Here is a 16,199-nt window from a genome sequence, read left to right as displayed (position 1 = left end):
CGTCATGGCGGAGACGGGGACGACGGGGAAGACGGCCGCGAGGGGAACGGGGACGGCCGCGCCCGACGCGCTGCCGAAAGGGTTCCGCGGCGCGGAGCTCGGGTGGCCCGAACTGCACCGCATTCCGCACCCGGCGCACCGGCTCCCCCTACTGGGCGACGTCCTGGGCGCGAGCCGGCGCACTCCCATGCAGGACTCCCTGCGCTACGCCGGTCAGCTCGGGCCGATCTTCCGGCGCAAGGCGTTCAACCGGGAGTTCGTGTTCGTGTGGGGCGCCGGCCTGGCCGCCGACATGTCCGACGAGCAGCGCTTCGCCAAGCACGTGGGGCTGGGCATCGCCAACCTGCGGCCCGTCGTCGGCGACGCCCTGTTCACGGCGTACAACCACGAGCCCAACTGGCAGCTGGCGCACGACGTCCTCGCCCCGGGGTTCAGCCGGGAGGCCATGGCGGCCTACCACCCGATGATGCTGGACGTGGCCGAACGGCTCACCGCTCACTGGGACCGGGAGCTGGCCGCTGGCCGGGCGGTGGACGTGCCCGGTGACATGACCAAGCTGACCCTGGAGACGATCGCGCGCACCGGGTTCGGCCACGACTTCGGTTCCTTCGAGCGCGACCGGCCGCACCCGTTCGTCACCGCGATGGTCGGCACCCTCAGTTACGCGCAGCGCCTCAACACCGCGCCGTCCCCCGCGCTGCTGTGGCGGGCCGCACGCCGCAACCGGGCCGACATCGCCTACCTCGACCGCACCGTCGACGCCCTGGTGCGGGACCGCCGCGCGCAGGGCGGCAAGGACGGCGACCTGCTCGACCGGATGCTCGACACCACCCACCCCGACACGGGCGAGCGTCTGTCGGACGAGAACGTCCGGCGGCAGGTCATCACCTTCCTGGTCGCCGGACACGAGACGACCTCGGGCGCGCTCTCCTTCGCCCTGCACTACCTCTCCCGCGATCCCCGCGTCGCGGCCCGCGCCCGCGCCGAGGTGGACCGGGTGTGGGGCGACACGGCCGTGCCCGCGTACGAGCAGGTGGCGAAGTTGCGCTATGTCCGCCGGGTCCTCGACGAGGCGCTGCGGCTGTGGCCGACGGCGCCCGCGTTCGCGCGCGAGGCACGGGAGGACACCGTGCTGGGCGGGGAGCATCCGGTGCGGCGGGGCGGCTGGGCGCTGGTGCTGACGGGAATGCTGCACCGGGATCCCTCGGTGTGGGGTCCCCACGCCGAACGGTTCGACCCGGACCGCTTCGACGCCCGGGCCGTCCGCGCTCGCGCCCCGCACACCTTCAAGCCGTTCGGGACGGGCACACGGGCCTGCATCGGCCGCCAGTTCGCGCTGCACGAGGCCACGCTGGTGCTCGGGCTGCTGCTGCGTCGCTACGAGCTGCGGCCGGACCCGGCGTACCGACTGCGGGTCGCGGAACGGCTGACACTGATGCCGGAGGGGCTGCGGCTGCATCTGGAGCGGCGTGCGCCGACGCCGTCCGGGGGGCCGGACGCCCCGCCGGACGGGTGGGTGGACGAGGGGCGCGAAGCCGACGGGCAGACCGGGCGCGGCGGGCCGGGCGAGGGGGGCGGCTCCGGTCGCGGTCGTGAGTCCTCGTCAGAGGGGCGTTGTCCAGTGCACCGGACGGGCGAGTGACGTCGGCACCCGGGTGCCCGCGCTCCCCCTGGCCGCGTTCAGCTGCGGCTGGGTGAGGAAGAACGCGCCGGTGAGGTCGGCGTCCGTCAGATCGGCGTCGCGCAGGTCGGCGCCGATCATGTCCGCCCGGCGCAGGTCGGCGCCGGCGAGGTCGGCCGCGATGAGGCAGGCGCCGCGCAGGTTCGCACCGTGCAGGTCGGCACCCCTGAGGCGGGCGCCCATCAGGTCGGCGCCCCGGCGCTCCTTGCGCCGTCCGCCGACGCCGGCCCGGACCAGCTCGCTGGTCCTCAGCAGCAGCACGTTGACGTCCTGCCGGTGCGCCGGGACGTCGAGCGCGACCAGCTCTCCCGGGGGCAGCAGGGTCAGTTCCTCGGTTTTCGCCAGCGCCCGGCGCAGGTCCGCGTGGACCGGGCGGGCCGCGGGCAGGCGGAGCGACTCGGCGAGGTACCACAGGAGTTCGTGGAGCTGCCGCACGACCGGGAACACCTCGCTCATCCGGCGGGCCTCGGCCGGCGGAGCGGCATTGCGGTCCCGGCCGCCGAAGGTGACCTGCGAGACCTTCTGCCCGGCGCCGAAGCAGTCGTAGACCGTGCAGCCGGTGAAGCCCGTCCGGCGCAGCCGCGCGTGGATGCCGCAGCGGTGGTCCTCGCCCAGGTTCGGGCAGGGTGTGCCGGCCGGCTTGTCGATCGCGAAGTCGGCGGAGCGGGCGAAGGGCAGGACCACACAGCACAGGCCGAAGCAGTTCGCGCAGTCGCCGCGCAGCGCCGCCGGGTCCACAGTCTCATCGTGCATCCGTCCACCCTACTGACAGTGAGGATGTGACTGGTGGTTCTGCTGATGAGCCTGACTCGCCTACTGACTGACGTCATCGACTTGACAGCCATAGGAGCATCCTGCGGCCATGCTCCGTGCACCCGTTGTTCCGGCCCACCGGGCCACCGGGCCACCGACCGGCACGGCCGAAGGACACGTCCCGCTACCGGCCGAACAGTTCGAACGCCACGGCCGGCCTGCCGCCGAACCGCTCCCCCACCGAGTTCGCCACCCCGGTCAGAAACCCCCGGGCGTACCTCTCGGGCTCCTCGTCGGTCAACGCCTCGATGTAGGCACGGTGCTCGAGCAGCGAGCCGACGGCGCGCTCCAGCCCCGCCGAGGCGTCGACCGCGTGGGTGGGCGTCGCGGAACCCGCCACGGCGACCCAGCGCACTCCGTTCCAGGGCTGGAGGCCCCGCTCGACGAGTTCCGGGAAGATCCAGCGGTTGCCGGCGTCCCCGGCCGCGTCGAGGGTGGCGCGGCCGACGGCGACGTGGTCGGGGGTGTTCCAGGCGACGCCGCCCCAGGTGTCCCGGTGGTTGAGGGTGATCACGAGCTCCGGGCGGTGCCGGCGGATCGCGGCGGCGATGTCCCGGCGCAGGGCGGGCCCGTACTCGACGACGCCGTCCCGGTGGTCGAGGAACTCGACCGTCGAGACGCCCACCACGGCCGCGCTCGCCCGCTGCTCCCGCTCGCGCAGCGGGCCGCACTCGGCGGGCGCGAGGGTGTCGATGCCGGCCTCGCCGCGGGTCGCCAGCACATAGGCGACCTCACGGCCGGCGTCGGTCCAGGCGGCGATCGCCGCCGAGCACCCGTACTCGAGGTCGTCCGGATGGGCCACCACGGCCAGGGCGCGCCGCCAGTCCTCGGGCATGGGCTGGAGCTGAGGGATCGCCGGCTCGGTCATGTCCGCAGACTAGTGCGTGACACCGACATCACGCTTCGTCACGGACCAGGGCGAGCAGCCGGTCCAGGACGCGCGGGCCGCCGGCCCGGACGCCGTCGTGCTCGAACTCGTCGGTGACCCAGGTGCGCAGCCCCCGGATCGCCCGCGCGGTGCGCAGGGAGTGGGCGGTGTCGACGTACAGGTCGTCGTGGTAGATCGCGGCCGCGACCGGAACCTCGTTGGCGGCCAGGCGGGCCGGGTCGTACAGGGGCGTCCAGTCGGTGCGGGCGGCCAGGAGTTCGGCGGTCTCGCGCAGCGGGCGCAGCGCGGGGTCGGCGTCGAACATCCAGGGGTGGATCGTCTCGCCGGTGAACAGCAGCGGGCCGTCGCCGGTGAGCGTCCTGGCGGCGTCGAACTGCGGGAACTCGGCGCGCACCCGCTCGGCGGACCATGCGGTGGGACGGGCGTCCTGTCCGTAGATCGCCTCGTGCAGGAGGGCGTAGAGCGGGTGCCCGGCGAAGGAGAGCCGGACCTGCGTCTCCTCCTGGAAGGCGTCGGAGAGCGCGGGGCCCTGCGGGGTGGGCACGAAGGCCTCCTCGAGGAGGTGGTGCAGACGGTGACTGCCCTCGCCGCCGCCGAGGAGGATGCCGACGGTCTGGAAGGCCTCGGCGGTGAGGCGGTAGCCGCTCGGGAGGGTCACCTCGTGGTGCAGGAGGTGGTCGGCGACGCGGCGCGCCCGTTCGGCGTCCTGCGGGTATCGGGCGTAGTGCGCCGCGGCCTTGCGCTCCATGCGCGGGTACGCGGCGCGGTAGACGTCGTCGGCGTGACCGTCCAGGGCGGGCAGACCGCCGGTGATCAGGGCGGCGGCCAGGCCCTCCGGTGCGGTGGAGAGGTAGGTGACCGTGCAGAAGCCTCCGAAGCTCTGGCCGAGCACGGTCCACGGGGCGCCGCCGGTGACCTCGCGGCGGATCAGCTCGCAGTCCCGGACGATGGAGTCGGCGCGGAAGCGCGCGAGGTAGTCGGCCTGTTCGGCCGGTCCGCCGCGCAGCGGGAGCGTCTGGCGGTTGGCCGGGGTGGAGTGGCCGGTCCCGCGCTGGTCGAGGAGGAGGACGCGGTAGTCCTCCAGCGCACGGCCGAGCCAGGCCGGCCGGCCGACGAAGCGGTGGGCGCCGAATCCGGGTCCGCCCTGGAGGTAGAGGAGCCATGGCAGGTCCTGGCCGGCCTTGTCGCTCGCGACGACCTCGCGGGCGTACAGCGAGATCGTCTCCCCGGCCGGGTCTGCGTGGTCGAGGGGCACGGTGAAGCGGCGGTCGGTGAGTACGACGCCGGGCTGGCGGTAGCTGAGGGACAACAGGGGTCTCCCGGGACGCTCGATGTACGGGCCGCGTCCCAGTTCAGCACATCTGCGGTCGGCGACCGGGGTCCGGTGATCACCCTCCGGCTCCTGAACGGCGCCGCTCGGCAAGGACACCGACACCGGAGCCCGCCCGACGGTCACGGCGCAGCCGGGCACACGGAGGGCGGGGCCCGGAGGGTCGCTGCGCCGGGGAGGGCGTCACCGTCGGCCGCGGCGGTCGGACGGACGCTCAGCGCGCCGACAGGCTCGACCGGCGGACCACCAGTTCCGGCTGGAGCACCACGCGACGGTGTTCGTGTGCCCGCGTCCCGTTCTCGTGCTCCTCCTCCGTCTCCTCCAGCAGCATCTCGGCGGCCAGGGCGCCCATGGTGACGGCGGGCTGCCGGACGGAGGTGAGGGGGACCGCCGCCGCGGCCGCGAACTCGATGTCGTCGTAGCCGACGATGGCGAGGTCGTCGGGGACGCCCACGCCGGCCGCGTACATGGCCTGCAGCACGCCGAGCGCGAGCAGGTCGTTGGCACAGAACACGGCGGTCGGGCGGTCGGCGAGGCCCAGCAGACGGGCGCCCGCGTCCCGGCCGGCGGCGACGTCGAGCCGCTCGGTGGGCAGTTCGCGCAGCCGCTCGGGGCCGAGGCCCGCCTCGGCGAGCGCGGCCAGCGCACCGGTACGGCGGTCGCGGACCTGGGTGAAGCCGGGCGGGCCGCTGACGTAGGCGATGGAGCGGTGACCCGCGTCGATCAGGTGCCGCACGGCCAGCGCCCCGCCCGCCACGTCGTCCACCGACACCGAGCACTCGGCGGTGCCTTCGGAGACCCGGTCGACGAGGACGAAGGGGATGCCGTGCCGGCGGAAGGACTCGATGTTGCGGCCGGTCGCGTCCGCCGGGGTGAGCAGCACGCCGCGCACCCGCTGCTCGGCGAAGAGCGACAGGTACTCGGCCTCCTCGCCCGCGCTCTCGGCGCTGTTGCAGACCATGACGCCGAGCCCGGCGTCCCGGGCGGCGCGCTCGGCGCCCCGGGCGACGTCCACGAAGAACGGGTTGCCCATGTCGAGGACGAGCAGCCCCATGATCCGGCTGCGTCCGGCGCGCAGCTGGCGGGCCGACTCGCTGCGGACGTATCCGAGACGGTCTATCGCCGAGAGCACCCGGGCCCGGGTCTCCGTGGCGACGGTGTCCGGGCGGTTGATGACGTTGGACACCGTACCGACGGAGACTCCGGCGGCACGGGCGACGTCCTTGATACCCACCGACTGGGCCATCAGGCGTGAACCTCCAGGTGAACGGGGCACGGCGGGACGGCCTTCACATTACCGTCATGCCGCCATGCTTCCGGCCGAGCCGGTGCGCCGGTCATGCGGGCAGCGCGAAGTCGATGACGCGGAGCGCCGACGGGGTCGTCCCGCTCGACTTCTCCTGGTACATGAACGACAGCGTGTTGTCCGCCTTGACCCGCATCTCGTCGATGACGACCTCACCGAAGGCGTTGAGGCCGCTGCCGTCGAAGAGGATCTTCCAGTCGGTGTGGCCGGAGGCCTTCGAGGCGCCGGCGATCCTGCCGAACGGGAAGATCGCGTACGCGTTGTCGTACTTGTCCAGGACGAGCTTGGTGCGCTGGCTGGAGCCGAGGACGACCGGGATCTCCGTCTTCTGCCAGCCGCCGGCGCTGTTCTTGCGCAGGTGGAAGGCGCGGCCGTTGGCGGTGCGGTCGCGGACGTAGTCGGTGGTGCACTGGCCGAAGCGGCCGGGGACGTAGCTGATGATCGCGTGCGGCCGGCCCGCGGAGTCGGTGGCCTGGCTCTCCTGGTTCATCAGCGAGTGGTCGGGGTTGAGCGGGTCCACGACGAGTCCGCCGTCGGTCACCGCCACCTTGTCGGAGCCGCCGGTGACGCCGACGACCGCGCCCGCGTTGTTGCGCCAGGTCCGGCCGCGGTCGTCGGAGTAGACGTAGCCGGTGTCGTGGTTGGTGATGCCGCCGCCGGAGCACATCACGGCGCCGTTCTGCTCGCGCCAGGTGAAGAAGGAGTGCAGCCGGCCGTTGACGTCGTAGTCGATGCCGTGCAGGTACATGTTGCGGGCCGTGCTGGAGCCGTGCTCGCTGGTGTAGGTGCCGGTGGAGCTGGACCACTCGCCGAGGTTCTGCCACCTCGAACCGTCGTACTCGGCGAGGGCGTTGCGGCCGTTGCCGGATATGGCGACCCGGTAGCTGAGCTGGAGTCTGCCCTCGGGGGTGGAGACGAACTGCGGGTAGGTGAACTGGGAGGTGAGCGCGAGTCCGTCGAGGGTGGTCTGGACGGCGCCGAACACGGATGACGTCCAGGACGTGGTCGCCGGGTTGTCGAGGAGTCCGGCGACCGACTTGACGTAGAAGAAGCCGTCGCTGTGGGAGTCCATGTTGAGGTGGAGCCGGCCGTCGGCCTTCGAGACGCCCATGGAGATGACGTTGTGCGAGTCGCTGGACTTGAGCTGGTGCGCCAGCGTCACCGTGGACCAGGCGGTTCCCCCCAGGACCCGGCGGGCGACGACCGCGTTCCGGGTGGAGGTGTACCAGGTGGCGTACTGGTAGCCCTTGTAGGTCAGCAGGCCGTTCTTCTGGAACGAGTTGTTGTTGACCAGGCCGTCGTAGGACACGAAGAACACGGCCTGGGCGTCGAGGAGCGTGGTCGTCCTCCTCGTGACCGAGGGGCCGGGGTCGGCGGCGCGTGCGGTGCCGGCGGCCAGCACCGGGGAGGCTGCGGCACTGAGGAGGGTGGCGGCCAGCAGGGTGCGTCGTCTCATCTCGGGACTCCGTTGTCGTGCGAGAGCAGGGGAAGAGGGCGGCGGTCGGGTGTGGGGGGTGTCGGCAGTTCGGGGCGGGTCTCAGGCGAGGTGGAAGACCTCGGTGAGGGGTTTCATGGCCTCGTCGGGCCGGGCGCCGTCCAGGGACTCGAAGAACGGGGCCATCTCCGCCTGCCAGCGGGCGTTGACGTCGGCGGCCTCCATGCCGGCCAGGGCGGCGGCGAAGTCCTCGGTCTCCAGGTAGCCGACGAGCAGGCCGTCGTCTCTCAGGAAGAGCGAGTAGTTGTGCCAGCCGGTGGCCGAGAGAGCTTCGAGCATCTCCGGCCACACGGCCGCGTGGCGTTCGCGGTACTCGGCGAGGCGGTCCTGTCGGACCTTGAGCAGGAAACAGACGCGCTGCATGAAGTACCGCTCCAGACCTAGAAGTTGAACTGGTCGATGTTCTTGGCGTTGAACACGGTCGGCTTGCCGAGGTTGATCACGCCGTTCTTGCCGATGGTGTACTGCGCGCCGCCGGCCTTGAAGGTCTCACCCTCGGCGCCGGTGATCTGGCCCGAGACCAGCGCCACCGCGGTCTGGGCGGCCAGTGCGCCGAGCTTCGAGGGGTCCCACAGCTCGAAGGCGTCGACGGTGCCGTTCTTGACGTAGGTGCGCATGTCGTTCGGGGTGCCCAGGCCGGTCAGCTTGACCTTGCCCTTATACTTGGAGCCCGACAGGTACTGTGCGGCCGCCTTGATGCCGACGGTGGTCGGGGAGATGATCCCCTTCAGGTTCGGGTACTGCTGCAGCAGGCCCTGGGTCTGCTGGAAGGACTGCTGGGCGTCGTCGTTGCCGTACGCCACCTTGACGAGCTTGATGTCCTTGTACTTGGGGTCCTTCAGCTCGTCCTTCATGAAGTCGATCCAGGTGTTCTGGTTCGTCGCGGTCTGCGCGGCCGACAGAATCGCGATCTCGCCCTTGTAGCCGATCTGCTCGGCGAGCAGCTGCACCTCGGTGCGGCCGAGGTCCTCGGCGGACGCCTGCGAGACGAAGGCGTTGCGGCACTCGGGGTTGGTGTCGGAGTCGTAGGTGACGACCTTGATCTTGTTGCTCATGGCCTGCTTGAGCGCGGTGCACAGGGCGCCCGGGTCCTGCGCGGACACGGCCATCGCGTCGACCTGCTGCTGGGTCAGGGTGTTGACGTAGGAGACCTGGCTGGAGGTGTCGGTCGCGCTGGAGGGGCCGACCTCCTTGTAGTTGGAGCCCAGCTCCTTCAGGGCCGCCTCGCCGCCCTTGTCGGAGGAGGTGAAGTAGGGGTTGTTGACCTGCTTGGGCAGGAAGCCGACGGTCAGGCCCTTCTTGGTGGCCGCGTTCGGGTCGGCCTTGCCGGTGGCGGCGGCAGCCGCGCCGGTGCTCTCCTTCTTCACGTCCTCCTTGGTGGTGCCGCCGCAGGCGGTGGCGGCGAGGGCGAGGGAGGAGACTGCGGCGAGGGCCGCACAGGCACGGCGGAGGGATGACTTGCGCATGGTGGTGTGAGTCCTTAGTGAGGAGGGCGGGGGTGATTCTCAGGCCGTCGGGGTCGAGGCAGCGGCTCTACGGCCCGCCCTCGCGACGGAGATCTGGCGTGCGACCCGGGGGCCCAGCACGGAGACGACGAGCAGGACGCCCGTGACGACGATCTGCGACTGGGCGGAGACGTTGAGGAGGCTCATCACGTTCTGCAGTGCGCCGAGGAGGAACACTCCCGCGATCGCACCGCCCAACGTGCCCTTGCCACCGTCGAAGTCGATGCCGCCGAGCAGCACCGCGGCGACGACGGAGAGTTCGAGACCGGTCGCGTTGTCGTAGCGGGCGCTGGCGTAGTGCAGGGCCCAGAAGATCCCGGTGAGGGAGGCCATCAGGCCGGTCACCGTGAACAGGACGAGCTTCTGGCGCTTGACGCGGATGCCGGCGAACCGGGCGGCCTCCTCGCTGGCGCCGGTCGCGAAGAGCGAGCGCCCGAACGGGGTGGCGTGCAGGACGACCACCGCGATCGCGAGCAGCACCACGAAGGGCAGGAAGGCCTGTGGGAGGAAACTGTCCCCGAACCTTCCGGCCGCGAAGTCCAGGTACTGGGTGGGGAAGTCGGTCACCGCGTCGGAGCCGAGCACGATCTGTGCGATGCCCCGGTAGGCGGCGAGGGTGCCGATGGTGACGGCGAGGGAGGGCAGGCCCAGCCGCGTCACGAGCAGACCGTTGATCAGTCCGCACACCACGCCCAGCAGCAGGCAGATCGGGATGATCGCCTCGATGGTCAGACCCTGGTTCCACAGGGCGCCCATGACCGCGCCGGACAGGCCGGCCGTGGAGGCGACCGAGAGGTCGATCTCGCCGGAGACCACCAGCAGGGTCATCGGCAGGGCGATGAGGGCGATCGGCAGGGTGTTGCCGATCAGGAAGGACAGGTTCAGCGCGTTGCCGAAGCCGTCGACGAAGGAGAAGGAGAACAGCAGCAGGACGATCAGGAGGGCGCCCACGACGGTGTCCCAGCGGATCGCGCGGGCCAGGGACTCAGGCACGGGCCTCTCCCTTCTCTACGGCCGGCACGGAGGCCGACTTCTTCTTCAGGGCGGACGCCACCCGCAGCGCCACGATCCGGTCGACGGCGATGGCCAGCAGGAGCAGCACGCCGTTGATGGCGAGCACCCAGACCGAGCTGACGCCGAGGGCGGGCAGGACGCTGTTGATGGAGGTGAGGAGCAGGGCGCCGAGGGCGGCGCCGTAGACGCTGCCGGAGCCGCCGGTGAAGGCGATGCCGCCGACCACGACCGCGCTGACGACGGTGAGTTCGTAGCCGGTGCCGGTCCCCGAGTCGACGTTGCCGAACCGGGCCAGGTACATGGCGCCGGCGAGACCGGCGAGACCGCCGCAGAACGTGTAGGCGGCGAGGATCCGCTTGCGCACCGGGATGCCGGCGAGCCGGGCGGCTTCGGGGTTGGAACCGAGCGCGTACAGCTCGCGTCCGCTGCCGAACTGCTTGAGGTAGTAGGCGGTCGCGATCAGGACGGCGACCGCGATGAGTGCCAGCCACGGCACCGCCGAGAGGCCGCCGGAGCCGAAGTCGACGAAGGAGTCCGGCAGGTCGGCCGCGGTGATCTGGCGGGAGCCGACCCAGATGGAGTCGATGCCGCGGATGATGTAGAGCGTGCCGAGGGTGACGACCAGGGCGGGCACCTGGCCCAGGCTGACCAGCAGGCCGTTGAGCAGCCCGAAGCCGACGCCCAGCAGCATCGCCAGGACGATCGCGACCACCGGGTTGCCGCCGCCCTGCAGATAGGTGCCGGCGGCGAAGGCGCTGATGCCGAGGGTGGAGCCGACCGAGAGGTCGACGTTGCGGGTGATGACGACCAGGGACTGGCCGGTGGCGACCAGCACCAGGATGGTCGCGTTCAGCAGCAGGTCCTTGATGCCCTGCTCGGAGAGGAACTCGCTGTTGCCGGCCTGGGTGACGGCGATCATCACCAGGAAGACGGCCAGGATGGCGAGTTCGCGCATCTTGAAGACGCGGTCGACGAGCCGGGTGCCGCTGGATTTCGGCGTCCCGGCGACGGGGGCCTCGTGGGATGTGGTCACCGTCATGCGGCGGCCCTCCCGGTGGCTGCGGCCATCACGGTTTCCTCGGTGGCGTCGGTGCGGGCGATCTCGGCGGTGAGCCGGCCCTCGTGCATCACCAGCACGCGGTCGGCCATGCCGAGGATCTCGGGCAGGTCGGAGGAGATCATCAGAACGGCGACCCCGTCGGCGGCCAGCTCGCTCAGCAGCCGGTGGACCTCGGCCTTGGTGCCGACGTCGATGCCACGCGTCGGCTCGTCGACGATCAGCACCTTGGGGCCGGTGGCCAGCCACTTGGCGAGCACGACCTTCTGCTGGTTGCCGCCGGAGAGGGTGTTGACGCTGTCGGCGATCCGGGCGTACTTCACCTGGAGCTTGACCGCCCAGTCGAGGGAGCGGCTGCGTTCGGCGCCGCGGTCCATCAGTCCGGCCTTCACGGTGGCGCGCAGCCCGGTGAGACCGATGTTGCGCTCGATGGACATGTCCATCACCAGGCCTTGGGCGCGCCGGTCCTCGGGGACCAGGGCGAGGCCCGCGGACATCGCGGTGGAGGGGGCTCCGTTGGTGAGGGGGCGACCGTCCACCGAGACCTCGCCGGCGTCCCATCGGTCGATGCCGAAGACGGCTCGGGCGACCTCGGTGCGGCCGGCCCCGACCAGTCCGGCGAGGCCGACGATCTCGCCGCGGCGGACCTCGAAGGACACGTCGGTGAAGACGCCCTCGCGGGTCAGCCGGCGGACGCTGAGAGCGACCTCGCCCGGTGTGACGTCCTGCTTGGGGTAGAGCTCGGCGAGATCGCGGCCGACCATCCGGCGGACCAGGTCGTCCTCGGCCATGCCCTCGATCGGCTCGCTGGCGACCCACGCCCCGTCGCGCAGGGTGGTCACCCGCTGGCAGATCTCGAAGATCTCCTCGAGCCGGTGCGAGATGAACAGCACGGCGGCGCCCTGTTCGCGCAGGGTGCGCACCACGCCGAAGAGACGGGCGACCTCGCTGCCGGTGAGGGCGGCGGTGGGCTCGTCCATGATCAGGACGCGGGCGTCGAAGGAGAGCGCCTTGGCGATCTCGACGATCTGCTGGTCGGCGATGGACAGTCCGCGCGCCGGGCGCTCGGGGTCGAGGTCGACGCCGAGGCGCTGCATCAGGGCGGCGGTGGCGGCATGGGTGGCCTTGTGGTCGATGCGGCCGAGGGCCCGCCGGGGCTGGCGGCCCATGAAGATGTTCTCGGCGATCGACAGGTCGGGGAAGAGCGTGGGCTCCTGGTAGATCACCGCGATTCCGGCGTCGCGGGCGTCGCCGGGACCGTGGAAGACGACGGACTCGCCGTCGAGCAGCACCCGACCGGCGTCCGGTCGGTGCACCCCCGCAAGGGTCTTGATCAAGGTCGACTTGCCCGCGCCGTTCTCGCCGGCGAGGGCGTGTACCTCGCCGGGGAACAGCTCCAGGGAGACGCCCCGCAGGGCGCGTACGGCGCCGAAGGACTTGGTGACGTCCCTCAGTGCCAGTACCGGGGGCGGTCCCGTGTCGGACGGGTGGGTCATGGGTGGCTCCTCGACGACGGCCGCGGGCCGGGCCACTGGGGGCCGCCACGGCGTCGTGAAAGGTTTCAACTGGATGGCCGGGACGTTAGGCATCCCGGGCATGTCACGTCAATGGGTACGTGTCGAAAAGTTTTCGATACACGAAGGTCACGCATGGGTCACGGTGAACACGCCAGGCCCGGGGGGTTGACACCCGTTCGGCGGGCTCATAGCTTCCCGTACTGAATCGTTTCATCCGAGAGTCGATCTCGGACTGATGTCACAGGAGCCCGAAGTGACCGACCTCGTCGCCGTGAAGGCCGCGCTGAAGACCCAGGCCGTCGAGACGCCGTCATGGGCGTACGGGAACTCGGGGACCCGTTTCAAGGTGTTCGCCCAGCAGGGGGTTCCGCGCACCCCGCAGGAGAAGCTGGACGACGCGGCACAGGTGCACGCGGTCACCGGGGCGGCCCCGACCGTGGCGCTGCACATCCCGTGGGACAAGGTGGAGGACTACTCCGCGCTCGCCAAGCACGCCGAGGACCGGGGCGTGCGGCTGGGGGCGATCAACTCCAACACCTTCCAGGACGACGCCTACAAGCTCGGCAGCATCTGCCACCCGGAGGCGGCGGTGCGCCGCAAGGCGGTCGACCACCTGCTCGAGTGCGTCGACATCATGGACGCGACGGGCTCCACCGATCTGAAGCTCTGGTTCGCGGACGGGACGAACTATCCCGGCCAGGACGACCTCCGCGCGCGCCAGGACCGGCTCGCGGAGGGCCTCGCCGAGGTGTACGAGCGGCTGGGCGAGGGGCAGCGGATGCTGCTGGAGTACAAGTTCTTCGAGCCGGCGTTCTACGCGACGGACGTCCCGGACTGGGGCACGGCGTACGCGCACTGCCTGAAGCTCGGCCCCAGGGCGCAGGTCGTGGTCGACACCGGGCACCACGCGCCCGGCACCAACATCGAGTTCATCGTCGCCACACTGCTGCGCGAGGGGAAGCTCGGCGGGTTCGACTTCAACTCCCGCTTCTACGCCGACGACGACCTGATGGTGGGCGCGGCTGACCCCTTCCAGCTGTTCCGGATCATGTACGAGGTGGTGCGCGGGGGCGGGTTCACCTCCGACGTGGCGTTCATGCTCGACCAGTGCCACAACATCGAGGCGAAGATCCCGGCGATCATCCGCTCCGTGATGAACGTCCAGGAGGCGACGGCCAAGGCGCTGCTCGTCGACGCCTCGGCCCTGGCCGCCGCCCAGGCCTGCGGCGACGTGCTGGAGGCCAACGCGGTGCTGATGGACGCGTACAACACGGACGTGCGACCGCTGCTGGCCGAGGTGCGCGAGGAGATGGGGCTGAACCCGGACCCCGTCGCCGCCTACCGGGCGTCCGGGTGGGCGCAGAAGATCGTCGCAGAGCGGGTCGGAGGCGAGCAGGCCGGTTGGGGCGCGTGAGCCTGCGCCGTCACCTGTTCACCGCGGACCGCGGGCCCTCGTGGCCGGTCGCGTCCGCGCGGCGGAGCCGCACGCCGATACCACCCCGCGCCCCTCGGGGCACTTCGTCACCCGCGTTCGAGAAGTAAGGAATCCGCATGACCACCCACCCCGAAGCCGCCGCTCTCCTCGCCCGGTCGAACCGGCTCGGCGCCGATCCCCGCAACACCAACTACGCCGGCGGCAACACGTCGGCCAAGGGCTCCGACACCGACCCCGTCACCGGCGGGGACGTCGAGCTGATGTGGGTGAAGGGGTCGGGCGGCGACCTCGGCACGCTCACCGGGGCCGGACTGGCCGTGCTGCGGCTGGACCGGCTGCGGGCGCTGCGGGACGTCTATCCGGGGGTCGAGCGCGAGGACGAGATGGTCGCGGCGTTCGACTACTGCCTGCACGGCAAGGGTGGGGCGGCTCCGTCCATCGACACCGCGATGCACGGGCTCGTCGACGCCCCGCACGTCGATCACCTGCACCCGGACTCCGGCATCGCGCTCGCCTGCGCCGCCGACGGGGAGAAGCTGACCGCCGAGTGCTTCGGCGACGCGGTCGCCTGGGTGCCGTGGCGGCGGCCCGGGTTCCAGCTCGGCCTGGACATCGCCGCGATCAAGGCGGCCAACCCGCAGGCGATCGGCGTGATCCTCGGCGGTCACGGCATCACCGCCTGGGGCGACAGCGCCGAGGAGTGCGAGCGCAACTCGCTGCACATCATCCGCACCGCCGAGGCTTTCCTCGCGGACAGGGGGAAGGCCGAGCCCTTCGGTCCCGTCCTCGAGGGCTACGGCCCGCTGCCCGAGGACGAGCGCCGCGGGCGGGCGGCCGCGCTCGCCCCGTACGTGCGGGCGATCGCCTCCCAGGACCGGCCGCAGGTCGGGCACTTCGACGACTCGGACGTCGTCCTCGACTTCGCCGCGCGGGCCGAGCACCCGCGGCTCGCCGCGCTCGGCACCTCCTGCCCCGACCACTTCCTGCGCACCAAGGTGCGGCCGCTGGTCCTGGACCTGCCGCCCGGCGCTCCCCTGGAGGAGGCCGTGGCCCGGCTCGGGGAACTGCACACCGCCTACCGCGAGGAGTACGCCGCCTACTACGAGCGGCACGCCGAGCCCGGCTCCCCCGCGATGCGCGGCGCCGACCCGGCGATCGTGCTGGTGCCGGGCGTGGGCATGTTCTCCTTCGGCAAGGACAAGCAGACCGCCCGGGTGGCCGGCGAGTTCTACGTCAACGCGATCAACGTGATGCGGGGCGCCGAGGCGGTGTCCTCGTACGCGCCGATCGAGGAGTCGGAGAAGTTCCGCATCGAGTACTGGGCGCTCGAGGAGGCCAAGCTCCAGCGGATGCCTGAGCCCAAGCCGCTCGCCACCCGGGTCGCCCTGGTGACGGGGGGCGGCAGCGGGATCGGCAAGGCGATCGCGCACCGGCTGGCCGGCGAGGGCGCCTGCGTGGTCGTGGCCGACCTGAACGGCGAGAACGCCGCCGCCGTGGCCGAGGAGCTCGGCGGTCCCGACAGGGCCGTCGCGGTCACCGTCGACGTGACGTCCGAGGAGCAGATCGCCGCCGCCTTCGAGGCGGCCGCGCTCGCCTTCGGCGGGGTCGATCTGGTCGTCAACAACGCCGGCATCTCGATCTCCAAGCCGCTGCTGGAGACATCGGCGAAGGACTGGGACCTCCAGCACGACATCATGGCCCGCGGGTCCTTCCTCGTCTCTCGCGAGGCGGCCCGGGTGATGATCGCGCAGCGCCTCGGCGGCGACATCGTCTACATCGCCTCGAAGAACGCCGTCTTCGCCGGGCCCAACAACATCGCCTACTCCGCCACCAAGGCCGACCAGGCCCACCAGGTGCGGCTGCTCGCGGCCGAACTGGGTGAGCACGGCATCCGCGTCAACGGGGTCAACCCCGACGGCGTGGTGCGCGGCTCGGGCATCTTCGCCGGCGGCTGGGGCGCCCAGCGGGCCGCCACCTACGGCATCGAGGAGGAGAAGCTGGGCGAGTTCTACGCGCAGCGGACCATCCTCAAGCGCGAGGTGCTGCCCGAGCACGTGGCGAACGCCGTGTTCGCGCTGACCGGCGGCGAGCTCACCCACACCACCGGACTCCACGTCCCCGTCGACGCGGGTGTGGCGGCCGCGTTCCTCCGGTGAC

Annotated in this window: 13 protein-coding genes; 3 read left to right on the top strand and 10 right to left on the bottom strand. The window is 71.5% G+C overall.

The features are described from left to right. Positions 1-4: 4 nt before the first annotated feature. Positions 5-1,642 carry a cytochrome P450 gene (locus tag C6376_RS25290; protein WP_107445539.1) on the top strand — a complete coding sequence of 546 codons (1,638 nt, stop codon included), beginning with the start codon at positions 5-7 and terminating at the stop codon, positions 1,640-1,642. On the opposite strand, the gene C6376_RS25285 is transcribed toward C6376_RS25290, so the two are convergent. The 10 genes from C6376_RS25285 to C6376_RS25240 form a co-directional block, all read right to left on the bottom strand. After that, entirely contained in the window at positions 1,604-2,434 is an 831-nt protein-coding gene (locus C6376_RS25285) for a pentapeptide repeat-containing protein (protein WP_107445538.1), read from the bottom strand. The genes C6376_RS25290 and C6376_RS25285 overlap by 39 nt on opposite strands. Before the next feature lie 184 nt (positions 2,435-2,618). Next, positions 2,619-3,362, bottom strand: coding sequence for a PIG-L deacetylase family protein (locus C6376_RS25280; RefSeq protein WP_107445537.1), 744 nt, complete (start codon positions 3,360-3,362; stop codon positions 2,619-2,621). 28 nt (positions 3,363-3,390) lie between these two features. Beyond that, positions 3,391-4,692 carry an alpha/beta fold hydrolase gene (locus C6376_RS25275; RefSeq protein ID WP_107445536.1) on the bottom strand — a complete coding sequence of 434 codons (1,302 nt, stop codon included), beginning with the start codon at positions 4,690-4,692 and terminating at the stop codon, positions 3,391-3,393. A 235-nt stretch (positions 4,693-4,927) separates the two neighbouring features. Continuing rightward, the gene (locus C6376_RS25270) at positions 4,928-5,959 is read right to left on the bottom strand and encodes a LacI family DNA-binding transcriptional regulator (protein WP_107445535.1); all 1,032 of its coding nucleotides are present in this window, start codon (positions 5,957-5,959) and stop codon (positions 4,928-4,930) included. Between the two features lie 91 nt (positions 5,960-6,050). Then, on the bottom strand, positions 6,051-7,475 hold the full coding sequence (locus tag C6376_RS25265) for a BNR repeat-containing protein (RefSeq protein WP_107445534.1): 1,425 nt from the start codon (positions 7,473-7,475) through the stop codon (positions 6,051-6,053). Positions 7,476-7,556: 81 nt separating this feature from the next. Continuing rightward, positions 7,557-7,877 carry an L-rhamnose mutarotase gene (locus C6376_RS25260; protein WP_107445533.1) on the bottom strand — a complete coding sequence of 107 codons (321 nt, stop codon included), beginning with the start codon at positions 7,875-7,877 and terminating at the stop codon, positions 7,557-7,559. A 17-nt stretch (positions 7,878-7,894) separates the two neighbouring features. Then, a complete protein-coding gene (gene rhaS, locus C6376_RS25255; RefSeq protein ID WP_107445532.1) occupies positions 7,895-8,980 on the bottom strand; it encodes a rhamnose ABC transporter substrate-binding protein in 1,086 nt (361 codons plus the stop codon). Between the two features lie 39 nt (positions 8,981-9,019). Beyond that, positions 9,020-10,012, bottom strand: coding sequence for an ABC transporter permease (locus tag C6376_RS25250; RefSeq protein WP_107445531.1), 993 nt, complete (start codon positions 10,010-10,012; stop codon positions 9,020-9,022). Then, a complete protein-coding gene (locus C6376_RS25245; protein ID WP_107445530.1) occupies positions 10,005-11,072 on the bottom strand; it encodes an ABC transporter permease in 1,068 nt (355 codons plus the stop codon). The genes C6376_RS25250 and C6376_RS25245 overlap by 8 nt, the downstream gene beginning before the upstream one ends. Beyond that, on the bottom strand, positions 11,069-12,586 hold the full coding sequence (locus C6376_RS25240; protein WP_107445529.1) for a sugar ABC transporter ATP-binding protein: 1,518 nt from the start codon (positions 12,584-12,586) through the stop codon (positions 11,069-11,071). Before C6376_RS25240 ends, C6376_RS25245 begins: the two co-directional genes overlap by 4 nt. 274 nt (positions 12,587-12,860) lie before the next feature. Here C6376_RS25240 and rhaI point away from each other — a divergent pair, with 274 nt between their 5' ends. After that, a complete protein-coding gene (gene rhaI / locus C6376_RS25235; RefSeq protein ID WP_107445528.1) occupies positions 12,861-14,021 on the top strand; it encodes an L-rhamnose isomerase in 1,161 nt (386 codons plus the stop codon). Between the two features lie 137 nt (positions 14,022-14,158). Beyond that, entirely contained in the window at positions 14,159-16,198 is a 2,040-nt protein-coding gene (locus C6376_RS25230; RefSeq protein WP_107445527.1) for a bifunctional aldolase/short-chain dehydrogenase, read from the top strand. The last annotated feature ends 1 nt before the right edge of the window (position 16,199 follow it).

Origin of the sequence: Streptomyces sp. P3, from assembly GCF_003032475.1 — a bacterium.
Classification (GTDB): Bacteria; Actinomycetota; Actinomycetes; order Streptomycetales; family Streptomycetaceae; genus Streptomyces.
Note: the sequence above shows the minus strand (reverse complement) of the source record. Positions and strands in the feature narration are given on the sequence as shown.

What these genes read in the sequence shown, in the direction of transcription:
- C6376_RS25245 (WP_107445530.1), bottom strand. Translation starts at nt 11,072, where the DNA reads ATGACGGTGACCACATCCCACGAGGCCCCCGTCGCCGGGACGCCGAAA.
- C6376_RS25265 (WP_107445534.1), bottom strand. Translation starts at nt 7,475, where the DNA reads ATGAGACGACGCACCCTGCTGGCCGCCACCCTCCTCAGTGCCGCAGCC.
- C6376_RS25290 (WP_107445539.1), top strand. Translation starts at nt 5, where the DNA reads ATGGCGGAGACGGGGACGACGGGGAAGACGGCCGCGAGGGGAACGGGG.
- C6376_RS25260 (WP_107445533.1), bottom strand. Translation starts at nt 7,877, where the DNA reads ATGCAGCGCGTCTGTTTCCTGCTCAAGGTCCGACAGGACCGCCTCGCC.
- C6376_RS25230 (WP_107445527.1), top strand. Translation starts at nt 14,159, where the DNA reads ATGACCACCCACCCCGAAGCCGCCGCTCTCCTCGCCCGGTCGAACCGG.
- C6376_RS25280 (WP_107445537.1), bottom strand. Translation starts at nt 3,362, where the DNA reads ATGACCGAGCCGGCGATCCCTCAGCTCCAGCCCATGCCCGAGGACTGG.
- C6376_RS25285 (WP_107445538.1), bottom strand. Translation starts at nt 2,434, where the DNA reads ATGCACGATGAGACTGTGGACCCGGCGGCGCTGCGCGGCGACTGCGCG.
- rhaS (WP_107445532.1), bottom strand. Translation starts at nt 8,980, where the DNA reads ATGCGCAAGTCATCCCTCCGCCGTGCCTGTGCGGCCCTCGCCGCAGTC.
- C6376_RS25240 (WP_107445529.1), bottom strand. Translation starts at nt 12,586, where the DNA reads ATGACCCACCCGTCCGACACGGGACCGCCCCCGGTACTGGCACTGAGG.
- C6376_RS25270 (WP_107445535.1), bottom strand. Translation starts at nt 5,959, where the DNA reads ATGGCCCAGTCGGTGGGTATCAAGGACGTCGCCCGTGCCGCCGGAGTC.